Annotated in this window: 14 protein-coding genes; 4 read left to right on the forward strand and 10 right to left on the reverse strand. The window is 71.2% G+C overall.

Going from position 1 to position 13,599, the window contains the following annotated elements; all coding sequences use genetic code 11:
* The first annotated feature begins 2 nt into the window (after positions 1-2).
* Both OHS59_RS37520 and OHS59_RS37525 read left to right on the forward strand, forming a co-directional pair.
* Positions 3-734 (forward strand): ABC transporter permease, encoded by a 732-nt coding sequence (locus tag OHS59_RS37520; protein ID WP_328497776.1) that lies wholly within the window; start codon positions 3-5, stop codon positions 732-734.
* A gap of 65 nt (positions 735-799) precedes the next feature.
* Positions 800-1,246: a hypothetical protein gene (locus OHS59_RS37525; protein ID WP_328497777.1), complete on the forward strand. Its 447-nt coding sequence runs from the start codon at positions 800-802 to the stop codon at positions 1,244-1,246.
* Positions 1,247-1,490: 244 nt separating this feature from the next.
* Here the strand turns inward: OHS59_RS37525 and mug are convergent, their stop codons facing one another.
* The 8 genes from mug to OHS59_RS37565 form a co-directional block, all read right to left on the reverse strand.
* Positions 1,491-2,045 (reverse strand): G/U mismatch-specific DNA glycosylase, encoded by a 555-nt coding sequence (mug, locus tag OHS59_RS37530; RefSeq protein ID WP_328499511.1) that lies wholly within the window; start codon positions 2,043-2,045, stop codon positions 1,491-1,493.
* Positions 2,042-3,481 (reverse strand): adenylosuccinate lyase, encoded by a 1,440-nt coding sequence (gene purB / locus OHS59_RS37535; RefSeq protein ID WP_328497778.1) that lies wholly within the window; start codon positions 3,479-3,481, stop codon positions 2,042-2,044. The genes mug and purB overlap by 4 nt, the downstream gene beginning before the upstream one ends.
* Before the next feature lie 70 nt (positions 3,482-3,551).
* Entirely contained in the window at positions 3,552-4,364 is an 813-nt protein-coding gene (locus tag OHS59_RS37540) for an SGNH/GDSL hydrolase family protein (protein ID WP_328497779.1), read from the reverse strand.
* Between the two features lie 83 nt (positions 4,365-4,447).
* A complete protein-coding gene (locus tag OHS59_RS37545; RefSeq protein ID WP_328497780.1) occupies positions 4,448-5,461 on the reverse strand; it encodes a hemolysin family protein in 1,014 nt (337 codons plus the stop codon).
* Complete coding sequence (locus OHS59_RS37550; RefSeq protein ID WP_328497781.1) at positions 5,458-6,813, reverse strand: hemolysin family protein; 1,356 nt, start codon at positions 6,811-6,813, stop codon at positions 5,458-5,460. Before OHS59_RS37550 ends, OHS59_RS37545 begins: the two co-directional genes overlap by 4 nt.
* A 140-nt stretch (positions 6,814-6,953) precedes the next feature.
* Positions 6,954-7,379 (reverse strand): GNAT family N-acetyltransferase, encoded by a 426-nt coding sequence (locus OHS59_RS37555; protein WP_328497782.1) that lies wholly within the window; start codon positions 7,377-7,379, stop codon positions 6,954-6,956.
* Between the two features lie 161 nt (positions 7,380-7,540).
* Complete coding sequence (locus tag OHS59_RS37560; protein WP_328497783.1) at positions 7,541-10,108, reverse strand: ABC transporter permease; 2,568 nt, start codon at positions 10,106-10,108, stop codon at positions 7,541-7,543.
* 14 nt (positions 10,109-10,122) lie between these two features.
* Positions 10,123-11,043, reverse strand: coding sequence for an ABC transporter ATP-binding protein (locus tag OHS59_RS37565; protein ID WP_328497784.1), 921 nt, complete (start codon positions 11,041-11,043; stop codon positions 10,123-10,125).
* A gap of 200 nt (positions 11,044-11,243) precedes the next feature.
* On the opposite strand from OHS59_RS37565, the gene OHS59_RS37570 reads away from it, so the two are divergent.
* Both OHS59_RS37570 and OHS59_RS37575 read left to right on the forward strand, forming a co-directional pair.
* On the forward strand, positions 11,244-11,513 hold the full coding sequence (locus tag OHS59_RS37570) for a toxin-antitoxin system HicB family antitoxin (protein WP_328497785.1): 270 nt from the start codon (positions 11,244-11,246) through the stop codon (positions 11,511-11,513).
* 49 nt (positions 11,514-11,562) lie between these two features.
* A complete protein-coding gene (locus OHS59_RS37575; protein ID WP_328499512.1) occupies positions 11,563-11,901 on the forward strand; it encodes a fic family toxin-antitoxin system, toxin component in 339 nt (112 codons plus the stop codon).
* A 75-nt stretch (positions 11,902-11,976) separates the two neighbouring features.
* Here the strand turns inward: OHS59_RS37575 and OHS59_RS37580 are convergent, their stop codons facing one another.
* Complete coding sequence (locus tag OHS59_RS37580; RefSeq protein ID WP_328497786.1) at positions 11,977-12,687, reverse strand: class I SAM-dependent methyltransferase; 711 nt, start codon at positions 12,685-12,687, stop codon at positions 11,977-11,979.
* 160 nt (positions 12,688-12,847) lie between these two features.
* The gene (locus OHS59_RS37585) at positions 12,848-13,534 is read right to left on the reverse strand and encodes an esterase/lipase family protein (protein ID WP_328497787.1); all 687 of its coding nucleotides are present in this window, start codon (positions 13,532-13,534) and stop codon (positions 12,848-12,850) included.
* Between the last annotated feature and the right edge of the window lie 65 nt (positions 13,535-13,599).

Here is a 13,599-nt window from a genome sequence, read left to right on the forward strand (position 1 = left end):
CCGTGCCGTTCGCACCCGTACTCCACTCGGAGTGGCTCAAGATCCGTACCCTGCGGTCGCTCGTCGCGGGACTGTGCGCCCTCGTGGTCGTCACCGCGGCCTTCACCGCGCTGGCCGGAGCCGACAGTTCCGACGGCGGGGAAGCGGACTTCGACCCGCTGTTCACGGCGTTCTTCGGTGTCAACTTCGGACAGATCGCTGCGATCACCTTCGGCGCGCAGGCCGTGTCGTCCGAGTTCCAGGGAGGCGCCCTGCGGGTCTCGCTGACCGCCGTGCCCCGGCGCGGACGGTGGTTCGCGGCGAAGACGACGGCCATCGGCGCCCCCGTCCTGGTCGTCGGCCTCCTCACCGGGTTCGTGAGCCTCGCCGTGGGCAAGGCCGTCCTCGGTGACCGGGCGAGCGGGATGAGCTGGGCCGAGGGACTGCAGGCAGTGGTGGGCTGCGGGATCTACCTGGCCCTGATGGCGCTGTTCGCGGCCGGACTGACCGCGGTGCTGCGCAGCGGCGTCACCACGCTGAGCATCCTCATCCCCTTCCTCCTGCTGGTCTCCTTCGTGGTCGGCGACATGTCCGGGAACGCCGCCGACTTCCTGCCCGACAGGGCGGGGCAGGTGGTCCTGCACGAGACGTGGGACGGCATGCTCGGGCCGTGGGCGGGGCTCGCGGTGACAGCGGTGTGGACGTCGGCCGCGCTCCTGGCCGGATCGTGGAGTGTGCGCCGCCGGGACGCGTGAACCAGGGCGGCCGTTGTCGCCTGACGGGCCGCCAAATGTCAGTGGTGACCGCTTTACTGGACTTCATGACCACTGAGCGACACCTCGCCACGATCGACGAGCTGTGCGTCCGCGACTTCCCCGCGGCGCACGGCTGGTCGGACGTCGGCGCGGGGGGACCCGGCTACCACCTGGTGGTGCTGGAGACGACGCGTGGCTTCGGGACGGGTGACCGGTCCGGGCGGGAGGAGATCGCGGACCAGTTCGCCGCCTACAGAGAGGGCGTCTCGCAGCGGCTGGGGGAGCGCTGGGGCGAGGCGGAACCGAAGAGCCTGGCCGGTGTCTTCCTGCGCTCCGAGAACCCCGACGAGCGAATACCGAAGCCGTGGGCCTACCTCAGCGCGTACGTGGGACACGTGGACCTGTGGGAGGCCGACGGCACCGGGCGGTGGGTGGCCGTGGGGGTTTCCGAGCCGACGGAAGGTCAGGAGTTCCAACTCTTCGCCCTGGTGACGGAGGTGGCTCCGCCCTGACATGTGCGTGGGCGCTCCGCTGGGAGCGTGGTGATTGGTCTGCGGGGCGGTGGGGCCGGTTGCGCCGTTCCCCGCGCCCCTAAAGGATCGCGCCGTTCCCCGCGCCCCTGGAGACGCAAAAGATTGCGCTGTTCCGCGCGCCTTTGGAGACGGAAAAGATTGCGCCGTTCCCCGCGCCCCTAAAGGATCGCGCCGTTCCCCGCGCCCCTGGAGACGCAAAAGATTGCGCCGTTCCCCGTGCCCCCTAGGAGCGCGAGGTTCGCGCGGTCTTGCGTAGGCGGGCGAACTCCTCTGCCATCGTTGCCGCCGTCCAGTGTGCGTTCAGGCCGCTGGGGTTGGGCAGGACCCACACGCGCGTGGAGCCGAACGTCCGTTCCTGCGGCCCGATCACGGCCTTGCGGTCGTCGAAGGCGGCCCGGTAGGCGGTCACGCCCACCACCGCGAGCCAGCGGGGCCGCAGCCGCGCCACCTTGGCGGCGAGCAGCCGCCCGCCCTCCCGGTACTCGTCCGCGCTCAGCTCGTCGGCCCGGGCGCTCGCCCGCGCCACCACATTGGTGATGCCGAGCCCGTACGAGAGCAACTCGTCCTGTTCCGAGGGCTTCAGCTGCCGCGGGGTGAAGCCGGACAGGTGCAGGACCGGCCAGAAGCGGTTGCCGGGGCGGGCGAAATGGTGGCCCGTCGCGGCGGTCATCAATCCCGGGTTGATACCGCAGAACAGCACCTGGAGACCGTCCGCGGCGACATCCGGTACGAGCCGGTCGCGGGCGGCCTCCAGTTCGGCGGGGGTGAACCGCGTCAGAGGATCGCCCCCGGCGTGTAACCCGCTGCCTCCGGGTGCTGCTTGAGGATCTCCTCGACGCGGACGACGACCGCGGCCACCTGGTCGGCGGCGGCCCCCGTGAAGGACAGCTTGTCGGCCATCAGGGCGTCCAACTGCGCCCGGTCGAGCGGGATGCGCTCGTCCGCGGCCAGCTTGTCGAGGAGCTCGTTGCGCTCGGTGCCCTGCTCACGCATGGCGAGGGCGGAGGCGACGGCGTTCTCCTTGATGGCCTCGTGCGCGACCTCACGGCCCACACCCGCGCGCACCGCGGCCATGAGGACCTTCGTCGTCGCGAGGAACGGCAGGTAGCGGTCCAGCTCGCGCGCGACGACCGCCGGGAAGGCGCCGAACTCGTCGAGGACGGTGAGGAAGGTCTCCAGCAGGCCGTCCAGCGCGAAGAACGCGTCGGGCAGCGCGACCCGGCGCACCACCGAGCAGGACACGTCCCCCTCGTTCCACTGGTCGCCCGCCAGCTCGCCCGTCATCGAGGCGTAGCCGCGCAGGATCACCATCAGGCCGTTGACGCGCTCGCAGGAGCGGGTGTTCATCTTGTGCGGCATCGCGGAGGAACCGACCTGGCCGGGCTTGAAGCCCTCGGTCACCAGCTCGTGCCCTGCCATCAGCCGGATGGTCTTGGCGGTGGAGGACGGAGCCGCGGCCAGCTGCACCAGAGCGGTCACGACCTCGTAGTCCAGCGAGCGCGGGTAGACCTGGCCCACCGAGGTGAACGCCTGCGAGAAGCCGAGGTGCCGGGCGATCCGCTGCTCCAGGTCGGCGAGCTTCGCCGCGTCCCCGCCCAGCAGGTCGAGCATGTCCTGGGCCGTGCCCACCGGGCCCTTGATGCCGCGCAGCGGATAGTGGGCGAGCAGCTCCTCCACCCGGCCGTGCGCGACGAGCAGCTCGTCGGCGGCGGTCGCGAAACGCTTGCCGAGGGTGGTCGCCTGCGCCGCCACGTTGTGCGAGCGGCCCGCGACGACCAGCTCGCCGTACTCGCCCGCGAGCCTGCCGAGGCGCGCGAGGACGGCGACGGTGCGGTCGCGCACCAGCTCCAGGGAGAGCCGGATCTGCAGCTGCTCGACGTTCTCGGTGAGGTCGCGGGACGTCATGCCCTTGTGGACGTGCTCGTGCCCGGCGAGGTCGTTGAACTCCTCGATCCGCGCCTTCACGTCGTGCCGCGTGACCTTCTCCCGCTCGGCGATAGAGGCCAGGTCGACCTGGTCCAGGACCCGCTCGTAGTCGGCGAGCGCGGCGTCGGGCACCTCGATCCCGAGGTCCTTCTGGGCCCGCAGCACGGCGAGCCAGAGCTGACGCTCCAGCCTCACCTTCTGCTCGGGGGACCACAGGGTGGCGAGCTCGGCCGAGGCGTAGCGGCCGGCGAGGACGTTCGGGATACGGGGCTTTGCGGGCGCAGTCACGTGTACGGATTCTACTGGCGGTTCCTGCAGGCCAGCGCCACGGGCTGATTTGTCGGGACCTACGAAGCCGTCAGGACCCCGCCGGGCGTCCCCGCTCCACGGACCCCTTGTACTCGTCGTAGGGCAGCAGTTCCGGTCGTTTGGGCAGGCGGCCGTCGCCCGAGGAGCGGCCGGTCAGCCGGCGGCCGATCCACGGCAGGAGGTACTGGCGGGCGAAGCGCACGTCGGCGGTCCGGCGGGCGGCCCAGCCGGGCGGGTCGGAGGGCGGCATCGGGGTGTGCCACTCGGCGTCCTCGGCCGCGTGCCCGAGCGCCTGCCACACCGCCTCGGCGACCCGGCGGTGCCCCTCGCCCGTCAGATGCAGCCGGTCCACGTCCCACATGCGGGGGTCGCCCAGGGACTGCGCTCCGTAGAGGTCGACCACGAGTGCGCCGTGCCGGGACGCGAGCTCGTCGATACAGACGAACAGCTCCTCCATGCGGGGGCGGAACCGCTCCATGACCGGGCCCTGGCGGCCGGGGCTGCGCATCAGGACGAGCTGCTTGCATGCCGGTGCCAGGCGCTCCACGGCCTCTTCCAGGAGTCCCCGGACACGCGCCATGTCGACCTTGGGCCGCAGCGTGTCGTTGAGGCCGCCGACCAGCGTGATCACGTCGGGCCGCATCTCCACCGCGACGTCCACCTGCTCGGCGACGATCTGTCCGATGAGCTTGCCGCGCACCGCGAGGTTGGCGTAGCGGAAGCCGGGCGTCTGCGCGGCCATCCGGGCCGCGAGGAGGTCCGCCCAGCCCCGGTACGTACCGTCGGGAAGGAGGTCCGACATGCCCTCGGTGAAGGAGTCGCCGACGGCGACAAGGCTGGTGAAGGTGGCATTCGTCTGCATGGCGGAAGAAATGATAGCGCGTGCACATACCCACCGGTCTGCCGCGCGGGCCGGCCGCCCGGCGTGACCGGTGGGCGCGGGATTCAGGCCGGCTGGCCGAACAGTTCCCGCAGCACGTCCTCCATCGTCACCATCCCGGCCAGCCGCCCGTCCGCGCCGAGCACCGCCGCCAGATGCGTACGGCCGCGCCGCATCGCGGTCAGTACGTCGTCGAGCGGCGTGCTCTCCCGGACCCGGGCGATGGACCGCATGTCCCGCACCTGGAACGGCAGGTCACGCGGCATCGCGTCCAGGGCGTCCTTCACGTGGAGGTAGCCGACGATGCGCAGTCCCTCGTCCACGACGGGGAAGCGGGAGAACCCGGACTCGGCGGACAGGGCCTCCAGCTGCTCGGGGGTGACGCCCACGCGCGCGTGGACGACGTTCTCCAGCGGCAGCACCACGTCCCGCACCGGTCGCCGGCCCAGCTCCAGGGCGTCGTGCAGACGCTCCTGGGCGCGGTCGTCGATCAGTCCCGCCTCGCTGGAATCCTTCACCAGACGGGCCAGCTCCGTGTCGGAGAAGGTCGCGGACACCTCGTCGTGGACCTCGACACGCAACAGCTTCAGCAGCCCGTTGGCGAACGCGTTGACCGTGAAGATCACCGGCCGCAGCCCCCGCGACAGGGCGACCAGCGGCGGCCCGAGCAGCAGCGCCGTCCGTACCGGTTCGGCGAGCGCGATGTTCTTCGGCACCATCTCGCCGAGCAGCATGTGCAGATACGTGGCCACGGTGAGCGCGATCACGAACGAGATCGCGTGACCCGTGCCGGTCGACAGACCCACCGCGTGGAAGACCGGCTCCAGCAGATGCGCGATCGCGGGTTCGGCGACCACACCCAGGACCAGCGTGCACAGCGTGATGCCGAGCTGTGCGGCGGCCATCAGCGCGGACACGTGCTCAAGACCCCAGATCACCCCGCGCGCCCGGCGGTCTCCCGCCTCCGCGTAAGGCTCGATCTGGCTGCGGCGTACGGAGATCAGCGCGAACTCGGCCGCCACGAAGAAGGCGTTCACGACCAGGGTCGCCAGCCCGATCAGCAGTTGTACGGCTGTCATCGTCCCCGCCCTCCTTCGGATCCGGCCTCTTCGGAGCGGGTGTCCCCGGCGTCCGGCGCGTGCATCAGCACCCGCGCGGCCCGCCGCCCCGTCGCGTCCACCACGTCAAGACGCCACCCGGCGACCTCGACCGTGTCCCCCTCGACGGGGATGCGCCCCAGCTCCGCCGCCATCAGGCCCGCGAGCGTCTCGTACGGCCCGTCGGGCGCCCGCAGTCCGACGCGGGCGAGCCGGTCGGTGCGGACGGACCCGTCGGCCGAGTACAGCGTGCGGCCCTCCTCGTCCGTGCCGGCCTGCGCCAGGTCGGACGTCTCGTGCGGGTCGTGCTCGTCGCGCACCTCGCCGACGACCTCCTCGACGATGTCCTCCAGGGTGGCGACCCCCGCGGTGCCGCCGTACTCGTCGATGACCACGGCCATCGTGCGCTTGCCGGACAGCCGGTCGAGCAGCCGTTCGACGGTCAGCGTCTCCGGTACGAACAGGGGCTCGCGCATCACCTGCGACACGGCCGTACGGGCCCTGCGGTCGGCGGGCACCCTGATGACGTCCTTGATGTGCGCGACCCCGACGACCGAGTCGAGGTTGCCGCGGTGGACGGGGAAGCGGGACAGGCCGGTCGCCCGCGTCGCGTTCGCCACGTCCTCGCAGGTCGCCTGGACGTCCAGGGAGATGACCTGGACCCGCGGTGTCATGACGTTCTCCGCGGTGAGGTCGGCGAGGTTCAGCGTGCGTACGAACAGTTCGGCAGTGTCCGCCTCCAGGGCGCCCTGTTTGGCGGAGTGCCGGGCCAGGGCCACCAGTTCCTGCGGGCCGCGCGCGGAGGCCAGCTCCTCGGCGGGCTCGATGCCGAAGCGGCGTACGACACGGTTGGCGGTGTTGTTGAGGTGGGAGATGAACGGGCGGAACACCGCGCTGAACCAGCGCTGCGGCGTCGCCACCCGCTTGGCCACGGCCAGCGGTGAGGAGATCGCCCAGTTCTTGGGCACCAGCTCGCCGACGACCATCAGGAAGACCGTCGACAGGGCCGTACCGATCACCAGCGCCACCGACGAGGTCGCCGAGCTGGGCACCCCGGCCGCTTCGAGGGGCCCGGCGATCAGCTGGGCGACGGACGACTCGGCGAGCATGCCGACGACCAGGTTGGTGACGGTGATGCCGAGCTGAGCGCCGGAGAGCTGGAAGGTGAGGTTCTTCACGGCCCTCAGGGCGCCCGCCGCGCCGACCTCACCGCGCTCGACGGCCCGTTCGAGCTGGCTGCGCTCGACCGTGGTCAGGGAGAACTCGGCCGCGACGAAGGCACCGCAGGCCAGCGAGAGCAGCACCGCCACGGCGAGGAGGAGCACTTCTGTCATCGGGTCACCTCCGTTCCATGATCGGGCAGGTACGGAAGGTTCGCGCGGTGTCGGCGCCGCGGGACGCCGTGGCGTCGGATGTCGGGACTGTCGGAAGGCTCGCCCATGGGCGGACGCTCACATCTTTCCTGGGTGGGGTGTCACTCGACCAGCGGCTTGACCCAACGCCGCCAGTGCTCTTCCGGCGCGTACCCCGCAGCGCGCCAGGCATGGTGCGCGGTTTCGTTGCGCGCCAGCACCATCGCGTCCCCGCGGCGCCCGCCGAGCCGTACGAAGCGTTCCTCGGCGGCGGTCAGGAGGGCCGAGCCGATGCCCTGGCGGCGCCGGGCCGGGTCCACCGCGAGCCGGTACAGATGGCAGCGCCAGCCGTCGAAGCCGGCGATGACCGTGCCCACGAGCTCCCCGTCCCGCTCGGCGAGGATCAGCGCCTCGGGGTCCGTGCCGATCAGCCGCTCCACGCCGTCCCGGTCGTCGCTGATGCTGGTGCCCTCGGCGGCGGTCCTCCAGAACGCGAGGACGGTGTCGAGGTCGCCGGGTCCGGCGGCCCGTATCTGAAGATCACTCATGCCGCGATCCCATCACGGGTGCCGGACATGGACACCGGATTCCACGATTCGGACACGCTCCCGGAAGTGGTCGCCGCCCCGCAGCCGCTCGCCCCGGAGCCCGGCGACGACCGCCCCGAACGCCCGTGCCGGTGACTCGTCCGTTCGCGCCCCCCGGCCGGTCACTCGTGTGCGATGGCGGCCAGTACGTTCATGCGGGACGCGCGCAGGGCCGGCAGCAGGGCCGCCACGATGCCCACGACCGCCGATCCCACGACGACCGCGACGAGCGTGGTCCACGGGATCGCGAACGCCGTCATCCCCTGCAGGGCGAGGACCTGCTGCACGCACACGCCCCACACGAGCCCGAGCGCCAGCCCGAGGACCGCGCCGAACACGGCGATCACCACCGACTCCAGCCTGATCATCCGGCGCAACTGCCGCCGGGCGAGCCCGATCGCGCGCAGCAGCCCGATCTCACGGGTGCGCTCCACGACCGACAGGGCGAGGGTGTTGACCACGCCGAGCACCGCGATGACGATCGCGAGCCCCAGCAGGGCGTACACCAGGTAGAGCAGCACGGCGATCTGATCGTGGATCAGTTTCTTGTAGTCGGCCAGGTCGCGCACCTGCACCTGGGGATAGGGGTCGAGTGTCTTGTCGAGGCTGGCGCGCAGGGTCTTGTCGGAGGCGCCCGAGGCCGCGTTCACGTACAGCGCGGAGTCCTGGCCGCCCGGCACGAACTTCTCGACGGTCGCGAAGCCGAGGAACAGCCCGCCCTGCGTTCCGAAGCCCTCCGCGGCGTCCTGGTCGGTCAGCGCCGCGACCTTCAGCTCGGTCTTGCGCCCGGCGGGGAACTCGACGGGGATCGTGCTGCCGAGCCGCACGCCGTGGTCCTCGGCGAAGCCGGCGTCCATGGCGATGCTGCCGTCCGCGAGCGCGGCGGCCGTGTTCCCCTCGGCGTAGGTGATGCGGGCGACCTCGTCGAGATCCGGGTCGTAGCCCGCCGCGGTCGTCTCGACGCGGTCGCCGTCCGGCAGCCGGACGGCGACCGGCGCGAACCGCTGCCGTACGACGAGCCCGGCGCCCTCGGTGGCCTCGACCTTCTCGGTGATCTCCTGCGGGAACGGCATGAAGTTGGCGTTCTGCACCACGAAGTCGGCGCCCAGCGTCTTGTCGATCTGCTCGTCGAAGGACTTGGTCATGGACGCGCTCGCCACGGACATGCCGCCCACCAGGGCGAGGCCCACCATCAGGGCGGCCGCGGTGGCGCCCGTGCGACGCGGGTTGCGCAGCGCGTTGCGCTGGCTCATCCGGCCGACCGAGCCGAACAGGGCGGGGAAGAATCCGCCCAGGACACGGATCACGGGACGGACGAGCAACGGCCCGGCGATCACCGTCGCGATGAGGGTGAGGACGACACCGAGACCCAGCAGCGACGCGGCGGACGAGGTCTCCGTAGCCGTCACGCAGCCCACGAGCGCGGCGGCGCCCAGCGCGCCGACGATCGACCCGACGACGGCCCGGACCCGCAACGGCCGCCCCACACCGGCGATCTCGGCGTCGGCCAGCGCGGCCATCGGTGACACCGTGGCGGCCCGGCGGGCCGGCAGGTACGCCGCGACGAAGGTGACGCCCACCCCGACGACGTACGCCGCGACGGGCGTTCCCCACCCGATGACCATCTCGGTGGTCTTCAGGTTCATCCCGAAGACGCCCATGAGCTTGATCAGGCCGAACGCGAGCCCGATGCCCGCGGCCAGGCCGAGCGTCGAGCCCACCAGGCCCAGCAGTATCGCCTCCGTGAGCACGGACCTGCGCACCTGCCGCCGGTCGGCGCCGAGCGCGCGCAACAGGCCCAGCTCGCGCGTGCGTTGGGCGATCAGCATGGAGAAGGTGTTGACGATCAGGAAGACCCCGACCAGCACCGCGATGCCCGCGAAGCCGAGCATCACGTACTTGATCACGTCGAGGAATCCGCCGAGTTGGGACGCGGCCGACTCGGCCTGCTCGTCGGCGGTCTCCAACTCGTACCTGCCCGAGCCGAGTTCGGTGGCGATGCGCCGCTTGAGCTGCGCGTCGGTCACTCCCTGGTCCGCGTCCACCTGGATGCTGGTGGCGACCCCGCCCCGGCCCAGCAGCTTTTCCGGTGCGACGGCCGGGTCGAGGAAGACGAGTGCGGCGCCCGGGTTGGTGGTCTTGAAGGTCGCGATGCCGACGACCTGCACCTTGAACGAGCCGGGCTGCGCGATCACGGTCAGCGGATCACCGATGTCCACGTGCTTCTCGTCGGCCGTGTCCGCGTCGAGGAGCGCCTCGCCGGGCCCGCGCGGGGCGTGCCCCGAGGTCAGCTCCACGGGGCTGCGGTCGGTGACGTACCAGTCGGCGGCGATGGTGGGCGCGCCCGTGGTCGGGCCCACCGACTCGTTGTCCTTGTCGACGACGGTGACGTTCTCGACGGACACGTCCGGCCGGGCGAGGGCGACCCCGTCGACCTTCGCGATGCGGTCCAGGAGGGTCGTGGGCACCGTCTCGACGGCCCCGGAGGGGATCTGCGACTCCAGATCCTCCTTCGGGCTCACGGTGACGTCGGCCGAGGTGGACGCGAAGAGCCGGTCGAAGGTCCGGCTGACCGTGTCCGAGAAGATCAGGCTGCCCGCGACGAACGCCACGGACAGGACGACGGCCAGCGCCGAGAGCAGCAGCCGGCCCTTGTGAGCGAGGAAACTCCGGAGTGTCGCCTTCAGCACGACGGCCCGCCCCCTCAGTCCCTGTCGGGGGCGATGCCCTGGCCGGGAACGCTCTTACGATCGGGGTCGGCGTCCCCCTCGGGAATCCCGGACGCCCCGGATGCTCCGGACGTCCCGGAGGCCTCGGATGTCCCTGGCGGCTCGGAGGTCTCGGCCGTCCCGCGGACCGTGTCGAACCTCTTCATGCGCTCCAGCACCGCGTCGGCGGTGGGCCGGGCCATCTCGTCCACGATCCGCCCGTCCCCGAGGAAGAGGACCAGGTCGGCGTGGCCCGCCGCACCCGGATCATGGGTGACCATGACCACGGTCTGCCCCAGCTCGTCGACGGCTTCCCGCAGGAAACCGAGCACCTCAAGGCCCGCGCGCGAGTCGAGGTTGCCGGTCGGCTCGTCCGCGAAGATCAGCTCGGGGCGCGAGGCGAGGGCCCGGGCGCAGGCCACCCGCTGCTGCTGACCGCCGGAGAGCTGCGCGGGCCGGTGCTTGAGGCGGTCGCGCAGCCCGAGCTGGTCGATGACCTGGTTCAGCCACTTCTCGTCGGGCTTCTGGCCCGCGATGTCCATGGGCAGCGTGATGTTCTCCGCCGCGTTCAGGGTCGGTATCAGGTTGAACGACTGGAACATGAAGCCGATCCGGTCCCGCCGCAGCCGGGTCAGCTCGCGCTCCTTCAACCCGGTGATCTCCGTGTCGCCCAGCCATACCTGTCCGGCCGACACGGAGTCGAGGCCCGCCAGACAGTGCATCAGGGTGGACTTGCCGGATCCCGAGGGACCCATGACCGCCGTGAAACGGCCACGCGCGATGTCCACGTCGACCGAGTCGAGGGCGAGCACGGCCGTCTCACCCGACCCGTACGCCTTCGTGAGGCCCCGGGCACGGGCCGCCGTCCCCTCCGGGCCCGTGCGCCCGAGGGCGTGCTCCGCAGCTGCTGTGGACAAGGCCGCCTCCCCGTGGTCGGACTTCGGTGTCCGCGGGTGAGCCTAGTGTGATGCGGGGCACACCCGGTATCCCCCCGAAGTGCCGGGTGGTCTCCGTCGCAGGTCGGTTACCTCAGGGTTCATGTAAGGGGCACCCTTAGGGGATGCGTGCGGACCGGCCCCTCTTGCCCTTGCTAGCGTTTCGGCGCTAGCTTCGAAGTATGGCTAAGACCCAGCTGAACGTGCGCGTGGACGAGGGCACCGCCCGGGCCGCGCGTGAACGCGCCCTGGCCCGCGGGATGAGTGTCAACCGCTACATCGAGGAACTGGTCAGACAGGACACCGGGGAAGCCGGCCACACCTTCGTGGAGGCCGCCGCCGACTTCATGAAGCAGTACGAGTCCGTCTTCGCCGAGGAGTTCGGCACGGACCGGGGTGCGGACCGAGGTCGGGCTGCGGACCGGGGCGCGGACCGGGAAGGCCGTCGCTGAGCCCTTGAACGAACCACTGAACATCAGAGTCGACCTCGCCTGGCTCCTCATGGTCGCCGAGCACAAGACGCCGGGGGACCCGCAGGTCGTCGACTGGGGTGCCCTCGTCGCCGCGGTGGGCCGGCACGAGGCCGAGATCTTCGGCGTCCCCGTGTACGACAGCCCGCACGCCCGCGCCGCCGCACTGCTCCAGGTCCTGCTGCACGTCCCGGCGCTCGAACGCTCGAACGCCATGTTCGCGATGGCCGTCGCGTACGCCTACCTCGTGGCCAGCGGCCTGAAGGTCGTCACCTCGCCCGAGCAGGTCCGCGACCTGGCCAGACTGGTCAAGACGGGCGATGCGACGGTGCAGGACATCGCGCACGAGCTGCGCCAGTGGACGCTGTGACGCCTTCCCGGCGTGAGACTTCCTGGTGTCAGACTTCCCGGCGTGAGACTTTCCGGCTTCGGGACCTCGGGGCCCTCAGGAACTCGGGAGCTCAGGACTTCCGGAGGCCGACGGCCGGCGCGCGGTGCCCAGCACACAGTACGAACTAGGCGTCCGCGGTCCCTTCTCGGGCACCAACAACCGCCGGTAGGGGCCGAGTTCGTACCCCGCGTCCCGGATCGCGCCGACCGGGTCCCGGCCCACGTGGCAGCCGCCGAACAGCAGGGGCCACACCGTGCGGTCGAGGATGCGCTGTCCGGCCGTCATCGCCCGCCCGCCGCCGCTGCCGTGCTCGAAGAAGCGCAGCTCACCGCCCGGACGCAGCACGCGGTGGATCTCGGCGAGGGCCCGCGGCAGGTCCCGTACGCTGCACAGCACCAGTGACACGACGGCTCCGTCGAACGCCTCGCTCTTGACCGGCAGGGCCTCCGCGACCCCCGGCACCACGTCGACCGGCACGTCGGAACGCAGCGCGGCGGTCACGGCCAACTGCCGTAGCCGGCGCTCGGGTTCGATCGCGACGACCTCCGAGACCGTGCTCGGATAGTGGGCGAAGTTCAGTCCGTTGCCCGCGCCGATCTCGATGATCCGGCCGGAGAGCCCGGCGAGCAGTTCGTCGCGGTGGACGCCGATCGTCGGCTCGGCGGCCACGCTGAGCCGGGCGTAGAAGCGGGCGAACAGCGGGTGGTGCACCGGAGTCGCGGACAGCGTGCCGGTCGGGGCGGTTCTGGAGCCGCGCGGTCGCATGAGGCCTCCCCTTGGGGCGTGGACCTACCGCGATTGTCCCCCCGGAGGGCCGCGCTCACCCGTCGGTCGCCGCGCGTTCCCGCCGCGGACCGCGCGAGTCCGTGCTGTGGTCCCCGCCGCGCCGGGACCACAGGACGGACCGGGACGGGCTCCTGGGACGTCAGGCGATGAAGTCCCGCACCTGCTCGTAGACGCCGTAGTCGTTGTTCATGTCGGTGTGCGAGACGCATCCGACCTCTACATTGGTGGCGCCGCTGAGGATCGCGCTGGTGTCGGGGGTCAGCGCGTCGTCGCAGTTCGACCAGTAACTGGCGTAGGAGACACCGCCGGGTGTCTCGTCCCCCGAGTTGAGCGACGTCAGGAACGAACTGCCGGTGTACATCTCCGCGCAGGACGTGTAGAGCCACGTGCACCAACCGGCCGTCGTGGTGCCGTGGTTGACGCCCGCCGTCGAGACGAAGTCGTCCACGTACGCGGTGCCGCCGAGGTTCTTCAGGTAGTAACGGGAGTTCAGCGCGCCCATGGAGTGGACGACCAGGTCGACCTTGGCCGCGCCCGTCTGGGTGCGCACGCTCTGGATCTTGGTGGCCAGCTGCTGGGCGGTCGTGGCGTTCGACCGGCCCCAGTCGTACGACCAGGAGAAGAGCTCGGAACCGGTGTAGCCGTCGGCCTTGAAGTCGGCGACCCAGTCGTCCCAGCTGCTCGACGAACTGCTCAGTCCGTGCACGAACACGACGGGGTTGCGGGCGGCGGCGTGGGCCGGGGACGCGGGGAGGGAAAGGAACATGAGCAGTGACGCGAGCGCGGCTGTGAAGACCGTGCCGGCAGTGCGAATGCGGCGGGTCATGACGCCTCCTGACGGGGGTGGGTTCGTCAGGAGTGTCCGGTGGGGTCTACGCGCGCCGCATCGGT

The sequence above is a fragment of the Streptomyces sp. NBC_00414 genome (assembly GCF_036038375.1).
Classification (GTDB): domain Bacteria; phylum Actinomycetota; class Actinomycetes; order Streptomycetales; family Streptomycetaceae; genus Streptomyces.

Coding starts and splice junctions, on each gene's coding strand:
- OHS59_RS37545 (WP_328497780.1), bottom strand. CDS start 5,461: ATGACAGCCGTACAACTGCTGATCGGGCTGGCGACCCTGGTCGTGAAC.
- OHS59_RS37555 (WP_328497782.1), bottom strand. CDS start 7,379: ATGAGTGATCTTCAGATACGGGCCGCCGGACCCGGCGACCTCGACACC.
- OHS59_RS37585 (WP_328497787.1), bottom strand. CDS start 13,534: ATGACCCGCCGCATTCGCACTGCCGGCACGGTCTTCACAGCCGCGCTC.
- OHS59_RS37550 (WP_328497781.1), bottom strand. CDS start 6,813: ATGACAGAAGTGCTCCTCCTCGCCGTGGCGGTGCTGCTCTCGCTGGCC.
- OHS59_RS37575 (WP_328499512.1), top strand. CDS start 11,563: ATGGTCGCCGAGCACAAGACGCCGGGGGACCCGCAGGTCGTCGACTGG.
- OHS59_RS37525 (WP_328497777.1), top strand. CDS start 800: ATGACCACTGAGCGACACCTCGCCACGATCGACGAGCTGTGCGTCCGC.
- OHS59_RS37580 (WP_328497786.1), bottom strand. CDS start 12,687: ATGCGACCGCGCGGCTCCAGAACCGCCCCGACCGGCACGCTGTCCGCG.
- OHS59_RS37570 (WP_328497785.1), top strand. CDS start 11,244: ATGGCTAAGACCCAGCTGAACGTGCGCGTGGACGAGGGCACCGCCCGG.
- OHS59_RS37540 (WP_328497779.1), bottom strand. CDS start 4,364: ATGCAGACGAATGCCACCTTCACCAGCCTTGTCGCCGTCGGCGACTCC.